This window comes from Pseudomonas sp. Marseille-Q1929 (assembly GCF_017316265.1).
Classification (GTDB): Bacteria; Pseudomonadota; Gammaproteobacteria; order Pseudomonadales; family Pseudomonadaceae; genus Aquipseudomonas.
This window is the reverse complement of the sequence record NZ_JAFLWU010000031.1, coordinates 22,509-37,371: the sequence shown is the minus strand read 5'-3', so window position 1 is coordinate 37,371 and position 14,863 is coordinate 22,509. Positions and strand designations below refer to the sequence as shown.

Sequence of the window (14,863 nt, the reverse complement as noted above, 5' to 3'; positions counted from 1 at the left end):
CCTTAACCCTTGATGCAATCGACGGTGTAACAACGACCACTGCCGTCGTCTTCGTGTTGCAACCCGTGAACATCCGCGACAAACCCGGGGAAACTGCTATCGAACGTACGGGCAAATGCCAGGTAGTCGATGATCGATCGCGTCGATTCGGTAAACCGCTCCCCTGGCATGATCAGCGGAATGCCCGGCGGATAAGGCACCAGCATTACCGCTGCGATGCGTCCTGGCAAGGCATCAATGGAAACCGCCTCCACTTCGCCCCTCACCAATTGGTCGTAGGCGTCCGCCGGTTTCATCGCAATTTCCGGCAACACGGTGTACATGCGCTTGAGGTGTTTGGCGGTGGCGTTGCTGCGGTAGCAGCTGTGCAATTGGTTGCACAGGTCGCGCAACCCCAGGCCCTGATAGCGCACGGTGCCTTGGGCATAGACCGAGGGCAAGCAACTGGCGAGGCTGACATTGGCGTCGTAGCTGCGCTTGAATTCCAGCAACTCGGTGAGCAAGGTACTCCACTTGCCTTTGGTGATGCCCATGGAAAACAACACGAGGAAGGAATACAGCCCGGTTTTCTCCACCACCAGCCCACGCTCCCAGAGGAATTTGCTGACCACCGCCGCCGGAATCCCGCAATCGCTAAGCGCTCCACCCGCATTCAGGCCGGGCATCACCAGCGTGACCTTGATCGGGTCGAGCAAGACATAATCCTCGGCAACGTCACCAAAGCCGTGCCAATCATCCTCGGGGTGCAACAACCAGTCCGCCGTCGCCACGCGGTCGATGCCCGCGACGGAGGGCGGCTGCCAGATCGAAAACCACCAGTCTTCGGCAGCGATATGCTGGCGCAGATTCGCCAGGGCACGGCGGAAACTCAGGGCCTCATCGAACATTTCCTGCAACAGCGAGCGCCCGGCCGGGCCTTCCATCATGGCCGAAGCCACGTCGAGCGAAGCGATGATGCTGTACTGCGGCGAGGTGGAGATATGCATCATGAATGCTTCGTTGAAACGGTCGCGGTCCAGTTGGCGCGCGCCACCGTCCTGCACATGGATCATCGACGCCTGGCTGAAAGCCGCGAGCAGCTTGTGCGTGGAATGCGTGGTGAACACCAGCGGGCTGTCCGGCGTGCGCGAGGTGCCCATGCCGTAGCGCCCGGCGAAGAACTCGTGAAACGCCGCGTAGGCGTACCAGGCCTCATCAAAGTGCAGCACCTCGACACTGTTGCCCAATTGCTGCTTGATCAGTTCGGCGTTGTAGCACAGCCCGTCGTAGGTGGAATTGGTCACCACCGCCATCTTCACCTTCGGCGGCCGACCACGGGTCAGCGGGCTGGCGTCGATCTTGGCGCGGATCGACTCGGGGCTGAACTCGCCCAGGGGAATCGGGCCGATGATCCCCAGCTCGTTGCGCTCCGGGCACAGGTACAGCGGGATCGCGCCGGTCATGATGATCGAATGCAGCACCGACTTGTGGCAGTTGCGGTCCACCAGCACCAGGTCGTCGCGACCGACCATGGAGTGCCAGACGATCTTGTTCGCGGTGGACGTACCGTTGATGACGAAGAACGTGTGGTCGGCGCCGAAGTTGCGCGCGGCGCGCGCTTCCGCTTCGGCCAGCGGGCCGGTGTGATCCAGCAGTGAACCCAGCTCCGGCACGGACACCGACAAGTCCGAACGCAAGGTATTTTCCCCGAAGAACTGATGAAACGCCTGCCCCACCGGGCTTTTGCGATAAGCCACGCCACCGCCATGGCCGGGGGTGTGCCAGGAGTAGTTGGAGTCGGCGGTATGTTGTACCAGTGCCTTGAAGAATGGCGGCAGCAGGCCGTCCAGGTAAGCGCGGGCAGCGCGGGCCACTTGCCGGGCGAGAAACGGTACGGTGTCTTCGAACAGATAGAGAATGCCGCGCAGCTGGTTGAGCTCGCTCATGGCATCGGCCGGCGCGTTCTCCAGGGTGACTTGCTCGCCCAGGGCGAAGATCGGCAGGCTGGGCGCCCGCAGCCGTGCAAGGCGGATCAGCTCGACCATGTTTTGCAGCAGGTGGGTATTCTCGCCGGCGCCTTCGGCGGCGATCAGCATGCACGCCAGGCCATGATGGGTGGACGCCACCAGCCGGCCTTCGGCGTAGTCCACTGCGGAAAAGATACTGAAGCCTTCTTGTTCCAACTCTCGGGCGATGCCGCGAACCCGGTCACCGGCGACGGTGTCGGCCTTGATGTCGCGATGCACGATAAGCACTGGGAACTTCAGGTCTTTGTACATGAGTGCTTGTAGTCCTGAGGGCTATGCACTCAAGGGTAGAAGCTGGGAGCGGATGTAGCGAATGAAGATTTCGAAAGCACTGCTGTTCAACGGTGGGAGACAGCTCCCACATGGTGGATGGCATTCAGCCTGCACTTACTGCTCGGTCAGTTGAGTCCACAACGCCGGCGCACCCGCGGACTTGGCAATCGCCTCCAACCGCTGCGCATGCTCGACCAAATCCTGCTCACTGGCACGGATGATGGTGATGGGCTTGCGATCCGCCGACAGGCGACGGATTTCCGAAGGGCGGTTGCCCGAGCCTTCCGCCGAGCCACTGCCGTCCGAGGCGTTACCGGCCAGGGACAGGCTGGTCTGCCCGCCGGTCATGGTCAGGTAGACGTCAGCAAGGATCTCGGAGTCGAGCAAGGCGCCGTGGAGTTCACGGCCGGAGTTGTCGACGCCATACCGTTTGCACAACGCATCGAGGCTGTTGCGCTGACCGGGGTGGCGCTCACGGGCCATCATCAGGGTATCGAGGATCGAGCAGTGCTTGGAAATGTCCGCGCGATCCGTCGACCCCATCAGGGCAAATTCGTTATTGATGAAGCCGACGTCGAACGCCGCGTTATGGATGATCAGCTGGGCGCCATTGATGAATTCGAAGAACTCATCGGCCACTTCGGCAAAGCGCGGCTTGCCTTTGAGGAACTCGTCGGTGATGCCGTGGACGCCAATCGCGCCTTCGTCACTGTCGCGATCAGGTTGCAGGTAGACGTGAAAATGACGACCGGTGAGGCGGCGCCCCATCAGTTCGACGCAGCCGATTTCAATGATCCGGTGGCCATCGGTCACCGGCATGCCGGTGGTTTCGGTATCGAGTACAACGGATCGGATGGCCATCAGGGTTCAGCTCTCAACGGGTGGTGTATTTCAAAGGCCGGGATATTAGCACGTCATGCCCCACGCAGCCCAAGGCTGGCCCAAGGCCTTGGCTTTTCGACAGTTTCTTACACTCTTTCGCAAAGCCGCCGCAGTTTGCCCAGGGCACCCTTGTTAGCCTGCACGCCCCAGCCAACCAGAGATTGCCTACCCCCATGAACCTTTCAAAAGCCCTGTGCGCCCTGCTGCTGATGGGCAGCGCCTGCACGGCGCACGCCACCAGCTTTGTGATGACCACCGACTTTATGGTCAGCCTGTCCATGAGCGCCACCAAGGGCACCAGCTCTTCATTCAAGGATGACAAGATTGTGCAGGCGGCGAGGGATGACGCCGAAGCCTTCGTCGCCAGCGACGGGGAGATCCGTGGGGTGCGCCTGGAGGCGGCGCTGGTGCATGTGCGCGAACGCTTGCCCGGGCAAACCTACAGCGATAGGCAACTGGCCCAGGCCATCGCCGCGCTGTAGGCGTCAGCTCTGCTTGTAACCGCGCACTTCGTCCACACCCCGGTTGGCCAACTGGTCGGCGCGTTCGTTGCCAGGATGGCCGATATGGCCGCGCACCCATTTCCAAGTGATGTCATGGCGATTGCACTGCTCGTCGAGCAGTTGCCACAGGTCGGCATTTTTGACCGGTTCCTTGGCAGCCGTCTTCCAGCCACGCTTCTTCCAGTTGACCATCCACTCGTTGATGCCCTTCATCACATACTGCGAGTCGGTTACCAGCAACACATTGCAGCGGCGCTTGAGTTCTTCCAGGCCGCGAATGGCGCCCATCAGCTCCATGCGGTTGTTGGTGGTGTTGGCCTCGCCGCCCCACAGTTCCTTCTCCACGCCCTTGCACACCAGCAACGCGCCCCAGCCGCCAGGGCCCGGGTTGCCTTTGCAGGCGCCATCGGTGAAGAGTTCTACGGTATCGGTCATCGGTTACTCGGTTCGAAATCAAAAAGAAGTTTTACGGTTCGCTTTGCTTGCGGTTGACCTTGGCCATCGGCATCGGCACGAGCTTGCCCATGGGTTCACGCCGTAGCTGGCGCACGGGCCGCAGGCCCACCACGATCTTGCGTGCCACCAATAAATAGAAGCCGCCACCCGACAGCTGCCAGGCGCCAGCGCGGCGCTCCCAGCCGGCTAGCCGGGCTTGCCACTTGGTCGAGGCAAGCGGCGGACGATAGCACCCGAAGCGGCGTTTCTCCAGCGCGAAGCCCAGCAGGTTCAGCCAGTCCCCCACCCGTGACGGCGAGATACAGCGCGCCTGGCGCAGGCCATCGTGGGCGAACACATGGCGCAGGCCCCAACTGCTCCAGGGGTTGATGCCGACAATCAGCAAATGGCCACCCGGGCGCACGCTGCTCGCCGCTTCACGCAGCAGGCCGTGGGGCGACAGGCAGAAATCCAGGCCATGCTGCAACACCACCACATCGGCGGCGTGCTCGCTCAGCGGCCACGCCTGCTCCTCGCAGACAATCTCCACCCCCGGCAGCGGCGCGCCGAGGCGCACATTGCGTTGCACCTGCGGTGCGGACGGCGGGGTCTGGGCCGAGGGGCCGTAATGCACGAGGTAGCCACCAAAGAACCGGCCCAACTCGTCTTCGAGCATGCGCCGCTCTTCATCCAGCAAAAATTGCCCGATCGGCCCCGACAGCCATTCGCGGGCGGCGCTGATCAGGGCCAGCCACTCAGGATCGGCCTGGGCGAACGCTTTATCAGTCATTGCATTCTCCAACTCGCCTAGACGTTCTAAGATGCACCAATGTGTTCAGCTTGGCGAATCGAAGAATGATACAGATCAGTGCCCTGCCCGCCTTCACCGATAACTACATCTGGTTGTTACAAGACCCCAAGACCCAGCGCTGCGCCGTGGTCGACCCCGGCGATGCCGCGCCCGTACTGGCCTGGCTCGAACAGAACCCTGGCTGGGCCCTCAGCGACATCCTGATCACCCATCATCACCATGATCATGTCGGCGGTGTCGAGCAACTGAAAAGTGTTACAGGCGCCAAGGTCTATGGCCCCGCGCACGAAAAAATCCCGGCGCGGGACGTTGCCCTCGACGACAACGACCGCATCAGCGTACTGGGCTGGGACTTCGACGTTTATAGCGTGCCCGGCCACACCCTTGGCCATATCGCCTTCTACCACCAGGGCGTGCTGTTCTGTGGCGACACCCTGTTCGCCGCCGGCTGCGGGCGCCTGTTCGAAGGGACACCGGAGCAGATGCACGCGTCTCTCGAGCATCTCGCGTCCCTGCCTGCAGACACCTTGGTGTACTGCACCCACGAATACACACAAAGCAACCTCAAGTTTGCCCAGGCGGTGGAACCGCAAAATGCCGACATCGCCGAACGGGTGGAAAACGTCCGCCAGCTAAGGGCTCGCGGCGAGATGACGTTGCCGTCCAACCTGGCCCTGGAGAAGCGTACCAACCCCTTCCTGCGCACCGCTGAAACATCCGTTAAACAAAAAGCGGACGAACGGAATGGTCGCGACAACCGCCCGGGGGCCGAGGTATTTGCTAGCTTGAGGGCATGGAAAGATAAGTTCTAAGGCAACGCAATCTGATACGTAATTTCTGAATGGTTGACCGGAACCAAAGCGCTTTCTAGAATCGCCCGACATTTTTGCCCGGAACTTACTTCCAGCCAATGTCGTCATCTATTCGTAAATCCATCTCTTCAGACGCATTGACCCGCCTGGCTCAAGCCGTGGCGGTGGCTGTGTCCGCGACTCTGGCGGGCTGCCAATCGACAAATTACGCTGCACAATCCACCGTGCAACCCAAACCGAATCTTGCTGCCAAGATCAAGCAAAAACCCGTTATCTGGCTCTCAGAGAAGCCTGCCCCGGAAGTGCCCCAGGATGTCTGGGAACGCATGCGCCGGGGCTTTCAATTGCAGGATGGGGTTGGCGTCAACCCGCGCATCGAGCAACAGCGCCTGTGGTTCGCCAGCAACCCGTCCTTCCTGGAAAACGCCGGCGAACGCGGCAGCCTCTACATTCATTACATCGTCGAACGCCTTGAAGAACGCAACATGCCCCTGGAGCTGGCGCTACTGCCAGTGATCGAAAGTGCCTACAACCCAATGGCCTATTCGCGCAGCGATGCGGTCGGCTTGTGGCAATTCATCCCCTCCACCGGGCGCTACTTCAACCTGCGCCAGACCCGCGCCTACGACGGCCGCCGCGACATCACCGCGTCCACCACCGCCGCCCTGGACTATCTGACCCGTCTGCACGATATGTTCAACGGCGACTGGTTGCTGGCCCTTGCCGCGTACAACGCTGGCGAAGGCACGGTGAGCCGTGCCATCGAGCGCAACGAAAAGCTCGGCCTGCCCACCGACTACTGGAACCTGCCACTGCCCCAGGAAACCAAGGACTACGTGCCCAAGTTCCTGGCGCTGTCCCAGGTGGTGCTGGCGCCCGAAGCCTACGGCGTGAACCTCAACCCGATTGCCAACCAGCCGTACTTCGAAGTGGTTGAGGTCAAGCAAAGCATGGACCTGTCCCGGGTTGCCGCGCTGGCCGAGATCGACGAAGACGAACTGTTCCAGCTCAACCCGGCCCTGAAGCAACGCACCACCCTGGACGGCCCCCAGCATCTGCTGGTGCCAACCTCCAAGGCGCAACTGCTGACCAGCACCCTTTCGACGATGAAGCCGGAAGAATTGCTGAGCATGCGCCCGAAAAAGCCGGTGTTCGACGAAGTTGAAACCAAGGCCGTCGCCGGGCGCAGCCGCAGCTACAAGGTGCGCAGTGGCGACAACCTGACGCTGATCGCCAAGGCCAACAAGGTCGACGTGCATGACCTGCAACGCTGGAACAAGCTTAACGGCCAGCAGCTCAAGGTCGGCCAGACCCTGGTGATGCAGGACACGCGCAAGCTGGTGGCCAAGGCCGGCGGCAAGAAGCCGGTGCAATACAAGGTGCAGAAAGGCGACTCGCTGTACATCGTCGCCAAGCGTTTCAACGTCGAGATGCAACATCTCAAGCGCTGGAACCCGCGTACTGGCCAGGCCTTGAAGCCGGGGCAGATGCTGGTGGTTTCCGGGCCGCGCTGAGCCTTCAAGAACACCGGGGAGCAATGTGGGTGGGCTTGTGTGGGAGCGGGCTTGCTCGCGAATGCGGTGGATCAGTCACTCAAGTATCGACTGACACACCGCATTCGCGAGCAAGCCCGCTCCCACATTGGTTTATCGCCGTTTCCAACATGCTTTTTCCAACCGGAACAAGCTGTTACTGTACCGATCATAAAGCCCAAGCCGCCTGGATCGGATCTCTGACTTGAAGCGTCCCCTCCTTCTACTAATAAGTCTGGCCTTGAGCTTTACCGCGAACGCGACCATTACCGAGAGCCACGGTTATACGCAGTTCGGCGTGCTCAAGTACCCGGCCAAATTCACCCACTTCGATTGGGTAAACCCTGCAGCGCCGAAAGGCGGGACCTTGCGGGTCATGGCATTTGGCACCTTCGACACGCTCAACCCCTACACCTTCAAGGGCTCCAGCCCGGTTTCCACGCCCAACTTCCTGCAATACGGCGTGAATGAGCTGAACGAGCCGTTGATGGTCGGCACTGGCCAGTACGCGCCCTCCGGGGATGAACCCACCTCCAGCTATGGCCTGATCGCGCAGTCGGTGGAGTACAGCGAGGACCGCAGCTGGGTGGTGTTCAACCTGCGCCCGGAAGCGCGCTTCCATGATGGCAATCCGATCACGGCCTATGACGTCGCGTTCTCCTATCGCACCCTGCTGACCGAAGGCCACCCGCAATACCGCACCAACCTGCAAGAGGTGGCGCGGGTCGATGTGCTCAACCGTCACCGCATCCGCTTTGTCTTCAAGCGCGCTGGCAACCCGTTGCTGATCCTGCGCCTGGGCGAGTTGCCGGTGCTGCCCCAGCACTACTGGAAAGACCGCGACTTCAAGGCCACCACCTTCGAACCGCCACTGGGCAGCGGGCCGTACCGTGTGACCAAGGTCACCCCCGGCCGGCAACTGGTGTTTGAACGGGTCAAGGATTATTGGGGCAAGGACCTGCCGGTCAACCAGGGTTTCTATAACTACGACAAGGTCGAAGTGGAGTTCTACCGCGACAGCGACGTGGCCTTCGAAGCCTTCAAGGCCGGTGAATTCGACATCTATATCGAACACCAGGCGAAGAACTGGGCGACCGGCTACAACTTCCCGGCGGTCAACCGTGGCGATGTGATCAAGGCGCAAATCGCCCACCAGATCCCCACCCAGAGCCAGGGCCTGTTCATGAACACGCGCCGGCCCACATTCAGCCAGACCAAGGTGCGCGAAGCCCTGGGGCTGATGTTCGATTTTGAATGGACCAACCGCACCCTGTTCAGCAGCGCCTATAAACGCACCCTGAGCTATTACCCCAACAGCGAATTCTCCGCGACCGGCGTGCCGCTGGGCCATGAATGGCTGCTGCTTTCGCCATACCGCGACCAGTTGCCGGTGAGCCTGTTCACCCAGCCCTTCAGCCTGCCGCAGACCGACGGTCGTGGCATCCCGCGCGACACGATGCGCCGCGCCCTGGCCCTGCTCGGCGAGGCCGGCTGGAAGCTGTCGGGCCAGCGCCTGCTCAACGGTGACGGCCAACCGCTGCGCTTCGAAATCCTGCTGGTCAACCCGAACCTGGAGCGCATCCTGCAGCCCTATGTCGAAAACCTGATCAGTATCGGCATCGACGCACGCCTGCGCACGGTTGACCGCGCCCAGTACAAGCAGCGCCTGGATCAATTCGACTACGACATGATCCTGATCACCCTCAACCAGACCCTGAGCCCCGGCCTTGAGCAGTGGCAGTACTTCCACTCCAGCCAGGCCGCGATCAAGGGCAGCAAGAACTACGCAGGCATCAATAACCCGATTGTCGATCACCTGCTGGAACAACTGCTCGCGGCGCAGACCCGCGACGCACAACTGGCCGCCGGCCGCGCCCTTGACCGGGTGCTGCTGTGGCAGCACTACAGCATTCCCAACTGGTATCTCAACTATCATCGCTTGGCGTACCGCAACCGGTTCGCCTTTGTCACCACGCCGCCCTACAGCCTGGGCCTGAGCGCATGGTGGCTGAAAGCTTCGGAGAAAGCCCAATGACGTATGTGCGAAACGCATTGATCGCCAGCCTGTTGCTGTGCAACCTGGCCCACGCCGCCCCGCAACATGCATTGACGCTGTACAACGAACCGCCCAAATACCCCGCCAACTTCAAGCACACCGACTACGTCAACCCCGACGCGCCCAAGGGCGGCACCTTCCGCGAGTCCAGCCTGACCGGCTTTGACAGCTTCAACCCGTTTATCAGCAAAGGCGTGCCCGCCGACAATATCGGCCTGATCTACGACACCCTCGCCACCCAAAGCCTCGACGAACCCTTCACCGAATACGGCCTGGTGGCCGGCAAGATCGAAAAGGCCCCGGACAACAGCTGGGTACGCTTCTACCTGCGCCCCGAAGCGCGCTTCCACGACGGCCACCCGATGCGTGCCGACGACGTGGTGTTCAGCTTCGAGACCCTGATCAAGGACGGCACCCCGCTCTACCGCACCTACTACGCCGATGTGGACGAAGTGGTCGCCGAAGACCCGTTGCGCGTGCTGTTCAAGTTCAAGCGCACCAACAACCGCGAATTGCCGCTGATCCTCGGCCAATTGCCGGTATTGCCGAAACACTGGTGGGCCACCCGCGACTTCAACAAAGGCAACCTGGAATTCCCACTGGGCAGCGGTCCTTACCAGGTGGCCGAGGTCAAGGCCGGGCGTTCGGTGCGCTACGAACGGGTCAAGGACTACTGGGGCAAAGACCTGCCGATCAACAAGGGCCTCTACAACTTCGACCAACGCATCACCGACTACTACCGCGACGCCACCGTGGCACTGGAGGCGCTCAAGGCCGGGCAGTTCGACTACTGGGCCGAGTTCAGCGCGAAGAATTGGGCCAACGCCTACAACGTGCCGGCGGTGGCCGAAGGTCGACTGGTCAAGGAAGAGATCCCCAATGGCAACCCCACGGGGATGCAGGGCTTTGTGTTCAACGTGCGCAAACCGATGTTCGAAGACGTGCGCGTGCGCAAGGCCATCAGCCTGTTGCTGGATTTCGAATGGAGCAACAAGCAGCTGTTCAACGGCGCCTACACCCGCACCCGCAGCTACTTTGAAAACTCCGACATGGCCGCCACCGGCCTGCCCGGCCCGGACGAGCTGGCGATCCTCGAACCGCTGCGCGACAAGATCCCGCCACAAGTCTTCAGCGAAGCCTTCGCCCCGGCCAAGACCGACGGCAGCGGCATGATCCGCGCCCAGCAGCGCGAGGCTTACCAGTTGTTGCAGGAAGCCGGCTGGAAGATCGTCGATGACAAGATGGTCGACACCACCGGCAAACCGGTGACCATCGAGTTCCTGCTGGCCCAGACCGAATTCGAACGTATCCTGCTGCCGTTCAAGCGCAACCTCGCCGACTTGGGCATCGACCTGGTGATTCGCCGGGTCGATGTGTCCCAGTTCATCAACCGCCTGCGCTCGCGGGACTTCGACATGGTGGTGGGCAGCTTCCCGCAATCGTCGTCGCCGGGTAACGAACAGCGTGAGTTCTGGAAGTCCACCAGCGCCGACAAGCCCGGCAGCCGCAACTACATGGGCCTGAAAGACCCGGCCGTCGATCAACTGGTGGAACAACTGATCGATTCCGACACCCGGGTCAGCCTGATCGCCCACGCCAAGGCCCTGGACCGCGTGCTGCAGTTTGGCTACTACGTGATCCCCAACTGGCACATCAAGACCTTCCGCGTGGCCTATTGGAACAACCTCGGTCATCCAAAGGTTTCGCCGCTGTACGACGTCGGCATCTCTACCTGGTGGAGCAAGCCGAATGTACAACCGCCGGTTCCCCCCCAGACGAGCGCCGACCCGGCGAGCGGAGGCGATTAAATGCTGGCCTATATCTTTCGCCGCCTGTTGCTGATCATCCCCACGCTGTTCGGGATTTTGCTGATCAACTTCATCATCATCCAGGCCGCGCCAGGTGGCCCGGTGGAACAAATGATCGCCAAGCTCGAAGGCTTTGACGGCGCCACCAGCCGCATCGCCGGTGGCGGTGCCGAAGTCGCGGTGGCCGGCTCCAGCTACCGGGGCGCCCAGGGCCTGGACCCGGCGCTGATCAAGGAAATCGAGAAGATGTACGGTTTCGACAAGTCGGCGCCGGAACGCTTGTGGATCATGGTCAAGAACTACGCCCGCCTGGACTTTGGCGACAGCTTCTTCCGTGACGCCAAGGTCATCGACCTGATCAAGGAAAAGATGCCGGTGTCCATCTCCCTCGGGTTATGGAGCACGCTGATCATGTACCTGGTGTCGATCCCCCTGGGGATCGCCAAGGCCACGCGCCATGGCAGCCACTTCGACGTGTGGACCAGCTCGGCAATCATCGTCGGTTATGCAATCCCGGCGTTCCTGTTTGCCATCCTGTTGATCGTGGTGTTTGCCGGCGGCAGTTATTTCGACTGGTTCCCGTTGCGCGGGCTCACCTCCAACAACTTCGACGAGCTGAGCTGGGGCGGCAAGATCCTCGATTACTTCTGGCACCTGGCGCTGCCCATCACCGCATTGGTGATCGGCAACTTCGCCACCATGACCCTGTTGACCAAGAACAGCTTTCTCGACGAGATCAACAAACAATACGTGGTCACCGCCAAGGCCAAGGGCCTGACCAACCACCGCGTGCTCTACGGCCATGTGTTCCGCAATGCGATGCTGCTGGTGATCGCCGGGTTCCCGTCGGCCTTTATCGGCATCTTCTTCACCGGCTCGCTGCTGGTGGAAGTGATCTTCTCCCTCGACGGCCTCGGCCTGATGAGCTTTGAAGCGGCGATCAACCGCGACTACCCGGTGGTGTTCGGCACGCTGTTTATCTTCACCCTGCTGGGGCTGATCGTGAAACTGATCGGCGACCTCACCTACACCCTGGTCGATCCGCGCATCGACTTCGCCAGCCGGGAGCATTGAGATGAATCTGTCCCCCCTCAATCGCCGCCGGTTCGAGCGGTTCAAGGCCAACAAGCGTGGCTGGTGGTCGTTGTGGCTGTTCCTGATCCTGTTCGTGCTCAGCCTGGGCGCGGAGTTGATCGCCAATGACAAGCCACTGGCCGTGCACTTCGACGGCGACTGGTACTTCCCCGCGCTCAAGCGCTACCCGGAGACCACCTTTGGCGGCGAATTCCCCCTGGAAGCCAACTACAAGAGCCCGTATATCCAGGAGCTGCTCAAGGCCAAGGACGCCTGGACCTTGTGGGCGCCCATCCCGTTCAGCTACCAGAGCATCAACTACGACCTGAAAGTGCCGGCGCCGGCGCCGCCCTCCTCGGTCAACCTGCTGGGCACCGATGACCAGGGCCGCGACGTGCTCGCGCGGGTGATCTACGGTTTTCGCGTGTCGGTGCTGTTTGCCCTGACGCTGACCATCCTCAGCTCCATCATCGGCGTGATCGCCGGGGCGTTGCAGGGTTTCTATGGCGGTTGGGTGGATTTGGCCGGGCAGCGTTTCCTGGAGATCTGGTCCGGCTTGCCGGTGCTGTACCTGTTGATCATCCTCGCCAGCTTCGTGCAGCCCAACTTCTGGTGGCTGCTGGGCATCATGCTGCTGTTCTCCTGGATGAGCCTGGTGGACGTGGTGCGCGCCGAGTTCCTGCGCGGGCGCAACCTTGAATACGTGCGCGCGGCACGGGCGCTGGGCATGCAGAACGGCGCGATCATGTTCCGCCATATCCTGCCCAACGCGATGGTCTCGACCATGACCTTCATGCCCTTCATCCTCACCGGCGCCATCGGCACCCTCACCGCCCTGGACTTCCTCGGCTTTGGCTTGCCGGCCGGTTCGCCGTCGTTGGGCGAACTGGTGGCCCAGGGCAAATCCAACCTGCAAGCGCCGTGGCTGGGCATGAGCGCGTTTGCCGTGCTGGCGATCATGTTGAGTCTGCTGGTGTTTATCGGCGAGTCCGCTCGCGATGCCTTCGACCCGAGGAAATGAGATGAATCAGGACAATCTGATCGAAATCCGCGACCTCAGCGTCGAGTTTGTCACCGGCGAACATTCCCACCGCGTGGTGAACAACGTGAGTTTCGACATCAAGCGCGGCGAAACCATTGCGCTGGTGGGCGAAAGCGGCTCGGGCAAGTCGGTGACCGCGCACTCGATCCTGCGCCTGCTGCCTTACCCGTTGGCGCGACACCCGTCCGGCACCATCGAGTACGCCGGGCAAGACCTGCTGACCCTGAAAGAAAAGTCCCTGCGCCACATTCGCGGCAACCGCATTGCGATGATCTTCCAGGAGCCGATGACCTCGTTGAACCCGCTGCACTCCATCGAGAAGCAGATCAACGAAGTGCTCGGCCTGCACAAGGGTTTGCAAGGCAAGGTCGCCACCCAGCGCACCTTGGAATTGCTCGACCTGGTGGGCATCCCCGAACCGCACAAACGCCTCAAGGCGCTGCCCCACGAATTGTCCGGTGGCCAGCGCCAGCGGGTGATGATCGCCATGGCCTTGGCTAATGAGCCGGAATTGTTGATTGCGGATGAGCCGACCACCGCCCTCGACGTCACCGTGCAATTGAAGATCCTCGAGCTGCTCAAGGAATTGCAGGCGCGCCTGGGCATGGCCTTGCTGCTGATCAGCCACGACCTCAACCTGGTGCGGCGCATTGCCCATCGCGTGTGCGTGATGCAGAAGGGCTGCATCGTTGAACAGGCCGAGTGCGAAACGCTGTTCCAGTCGCCCCAGCATCCCTACACCCAGGAACTGCTGGCGGCCGAGCCCAGCGGCGGCCCGGCGACCAATGTGGTGGGCCCGCCATTGCTGGAAGTCGATGACTTGAAAGTCTGGTTCCCGATCAAGAAGGGCTTCTTGCGCAGTACCGTGGACTACGTCAAGGCGGTGGACGGCATCAACTTCAGCCTGCCTCAGGGGCAAACCCTGGGGATTGTCGGCGAGAGTGGCTCAGGCAAATCCACCCTGGGCCTGGCGATCCTGCGGCTGATCGGCAGCAAGGGCGGCATTCGTTTTGAAGGCCAGCAACTGGACCAACTCACCCAGCAACAGGTGCGCCCGCTGCGCCGGGAAATGCAGGTGGTGTTCCAGGACCCGTTTGGCAGCCTGAGCCCGCGCATGTGCGTCAGCGAGATCGTCGGCGAGGGCCTGCGCATTCACAAGATGGGCACGCCGCAGGAGCAGGAAGCGGCGATTATCGCGGCGCTCAAGGAAGTCGGCCTGGACCCGGAATCCCGCCATCGCTACCCCCACGAATTCTCCGGCGGCCAGCGCCAACGCATCGCCATCGCCCGCGCCCTGGTGCTCAAGCCACGGCTGATCCTGCTGGACGAACCCACCTCGGCGCTGGACCGCACGGTGCAACGCCAGGTGGTGGAATTGCTGCGCAGCTTGCAGGCCAAGTACAACCTGACCTACCTGTTTATCAGCCATGACCTGGCGGTGGTGAAGGCGCTGAGTCATCAGTTGATGGTGGTGAAGCAGGGCCAGGTGGTGGAGCAAGGCGAGGCGAAGGCGATTTTTGCCGAGCCGCAACATCCCTACACCCGCCAACTATTGGAAGCCGCCTTCCTCGTGCCAGCCTGATACAACACAATTCAAAATGTGGGAGCGGGCTTGCCCGCGATTGCAGT

At 61.5% G+C, this 14,863-nt stretch carries 12 protein-coding genes; 8 read left to right on the top strand and 4 right to left on the bottom strand.

Annotated elements, in window-relative coordinates; all coding sequences use genetic code 11:
• Positions 1-2: 2 nt before the first annotated feature.
• Both J1G37_RS24860 and dnaQ read right to left on the bottom strand, forming a co-directional pair.
• Positions 3-2,258 carry an Orn/Lys/Arg decarboxylase N-terminal domain-containing protein gene (locus J1G37_RS24860; protein WP_207046003.1) on the bottom strand — a complete coding sequence of 752 codons (2,256 nt, stop codon included), beginning with the start codon at positions 2,256-2,258 and terminating at the stop codon, positions 3-5.
• 135 nt (positions 2,259-2,393) lie between these two features.
• Positions 2,394-3,140 (bottom strand): DNA polymerase III subunit epsilon, encoded by a 747-nt coding sequence (gene dnaQ, locus J1G37_RS24855; RefSeq protein ID WP_207046001.1) that lies wholly within the window; start codon positions 3,138-3,140, stop codon positions 2,394-2,396.
• Between the two features lie 194 nt (positions 3,141-3,334).
• Between dnaQ and J1G37_RS24850 the strand changes: the two genes are divergently transcribed.
• The gene (locus J1G37_RS24850) at positions 3,335-3,643 is read left to right on the top strand and encodes a DUF2388 domain-containing protein (RefSeq protein WP_207045998.1); all 309 of its coding nucleotides are present in this window, start codon (positions 3,335-3,337) and stop codon (positions 3,641-3,643) included.
• A 3-nt stretch (positions 3,644-3,646) separates the two neighbouring features.
• Here J1G37_RS24850 and rnhA read toward each other — a convergent pair whose 3' ends face one another.
• Together rnhA and J1G37_RS24840 are read right to left on the bottom strand one after the other, a co-directional pair.
• Complete coding sequence (gene rnhA, locus J1G37_RS24845; RefSeq protein ID WP_017738572.1) at positions 3,647-4,099, bottom strand: ribonuclease HI; 453 nt, start codon at positions 4,097-4,099, stop codon at positions 3,647-3,649.
• A 31-nt stretch (positions 4,100-4,130) separates the two neighbouring features.
• On the bottom strand, positions 4,131-4,889 hold the full coding sequence (locus tag J1G37_RS24840) for a methyltransferase domain-containing protein (RefSeq protein WP_017738571.1): 759 nt from the start codon (positions 4,887-4,889) through the stop codon (positions 4,131-4,133).
• A gap of 65 nt (positions 4,890-4,954) precedes the next feature.
• Between J1G37_RS24840 and gloB the strand changes: the two genes are divergently transcribed.
• The 7 genes from gloB to J1G37_RS24805 all read left to right on the top strand — a co-directional run bounded on the left by gloB (position 4,955) and on the right by J1G37_RS24805 (position 14,816).
• Complete coding sequence (gloB, locus tag J1G37_RS24835; RefSeq protein ID WP_207045997.1) at positions 4,955-5,722, top strand: hydroxyacylglutathione hydrolase; 768 nt, start codon at positions 4,955-4,957, stop codon at positions 5,720-5,722.
• A gap of 98 nt (positions 5,723-5,820) precedes the next feature.
• Positions 5,821-7,236, top strand: coding sequence for a transglycosylase SLT domain-containing protein (locus J1G37_RS24830; RefSeq protein ID WP_207045995.1), 1,416 nt, complete (start codon positions 5,821-5,823; stop codon positions 7,234-7,236).
• Between the two features lie 223 nt (positions 7,237-7,459).
• Positions 7,460-9,289 (top strand): extracellular solute-binding protein, encoded by a 1,830-nt coding sequence (locus J1G37_RS24825; protein ID WP_207045993.1) that lies wholly within the window; start codon positions 7,460-7,462, stop codon positions 9,287-9,289.
• Positions 9,286-11,118, top strand: coding sequence for an extracellular solute-binding protein (locus J1G37_RS24820; RefSeq protein WP_207045992.1), 1,833 nt, complete (start codon positions 9,286-9,288; stop codon positions 11,116-11,118). Before J1G37_RS24825 ends, J1G37_RS24820 begins: the two co-directional genes overlap by 4 nt.
• Complete coding sequence (locus J1G37_RS24815; protein WP_017738566.1) at positions 11,119-12,192, top strand: microcin C ABC transporter permease YejB; 1,074 nt, start codon at positions 11,119-11,121, stop codon at positions 12,190-12,192.
• Position 12,193: 1 nt separating this feature from the next.
• Entirely contained in the window at positions 12,194-13,213 is a 1,020-nt protein-coding gene (locus J1G37_RS24810; protein ID WP_207045991.1) for an ABC transporter permease, read from the top strand.
• Between the two features lies 1 nt (position 13,214).
• Positions 13,215-14,816, top strand: a complete 1,602-nt coding sequence (locus tag J1G37_RS24805; protein ID WP_207045990.1) for an ABC transporter ATP-binding protein — start codon at positions 13,215-13,217, stop codon at positions 14,814-14,816.
• Positions 14,817-14,863 lie beyond the last annotated feature (47 nt).

What these genes read in the sequence shown, in the direction of transcription:
- J1G37_RS24860 (WP_207046003.1), bottom strand. Translation starts at nt 2,258, where the DNA reads ATGTACAAAGACCTGAAGTTCCCAGTGCTTATCGTGCATCGCGACATC.
- dnaQ (WP_207046001.1), bottom strand. Translation starts at nt 3,140, where the DNA reads ATGGCCATCCGATCCGTTGTACTCGATACCGAAACCACCGGCATGCCG.
- J1G37_RS24850 (WP_207045998.1), top strand. Translation starts at nt 3,335, where the DNA reads ATGAACCTTTCAAAAGCCCTGTGCGCCCTGCTGCTGATGGGCAGCGCC.
- rnhA (WP_017738572.1), bottom strand. Translation starts at nt 4,099, where the DNA reads ATGACCGATACCGTAGAACTCTTCACCGATGGCGCCTGCAAAGGCAAC.
- J1G37_RS24840 (WP_017738571.1), bottom strand. Translation starts at nt 4,889, where the DNA reads ATGACTGATAAAGCGTTCGCCCAGGCCGATCCTGAGTGGCTGGCCCTG.
- gloB (WP_207045997.1), top strand. Translation starts at nt 4,955, where the DNA reads ATGATACAGATCAGTGCCCTGCCCGCCTTCACCGATAACTACATCTGG.
- J1G37_RS24830 (WP_207045995.1), top strand. Translation starts at nt 5,821, where the DNA reads ATGTCGTCATCTATTCGTAAATCCATCTCTTCAGACGCATTGACCCGC.
- J1G37_RS24820 (WP_207045992.1), top strand. Translation starts at nt 9,286, where the DNA reads ATGACGTATGTGCGAAACGCATTGATCGCCAGCCTGTTGCTGTGCAAC.
- J1G37_RS24815 (WP_017738566.1), top strand. Translation starts at nt 11,119, where the DNA reads ATGCTGGCCTATATCTTTCGCCGCCTGTTGCTGATCATCCCCACGCTG.
- J1G37_RS24810 (WP_207045991.1), top strand. Translation starts at nt 12,194, where the DNA reads ATGAATCTGTCCCCCCTCAATCGCCGCCGGTTCGAGCGGTTCAAGGCC.
- J1G37_RS24805 (WP_207045990.1), top strand. Translation starts at nt 13,215, where the DNA reads ATGAATCAGGACAATCTGATCGAAATCCGCGACCTCAGCGTCGAGTTT.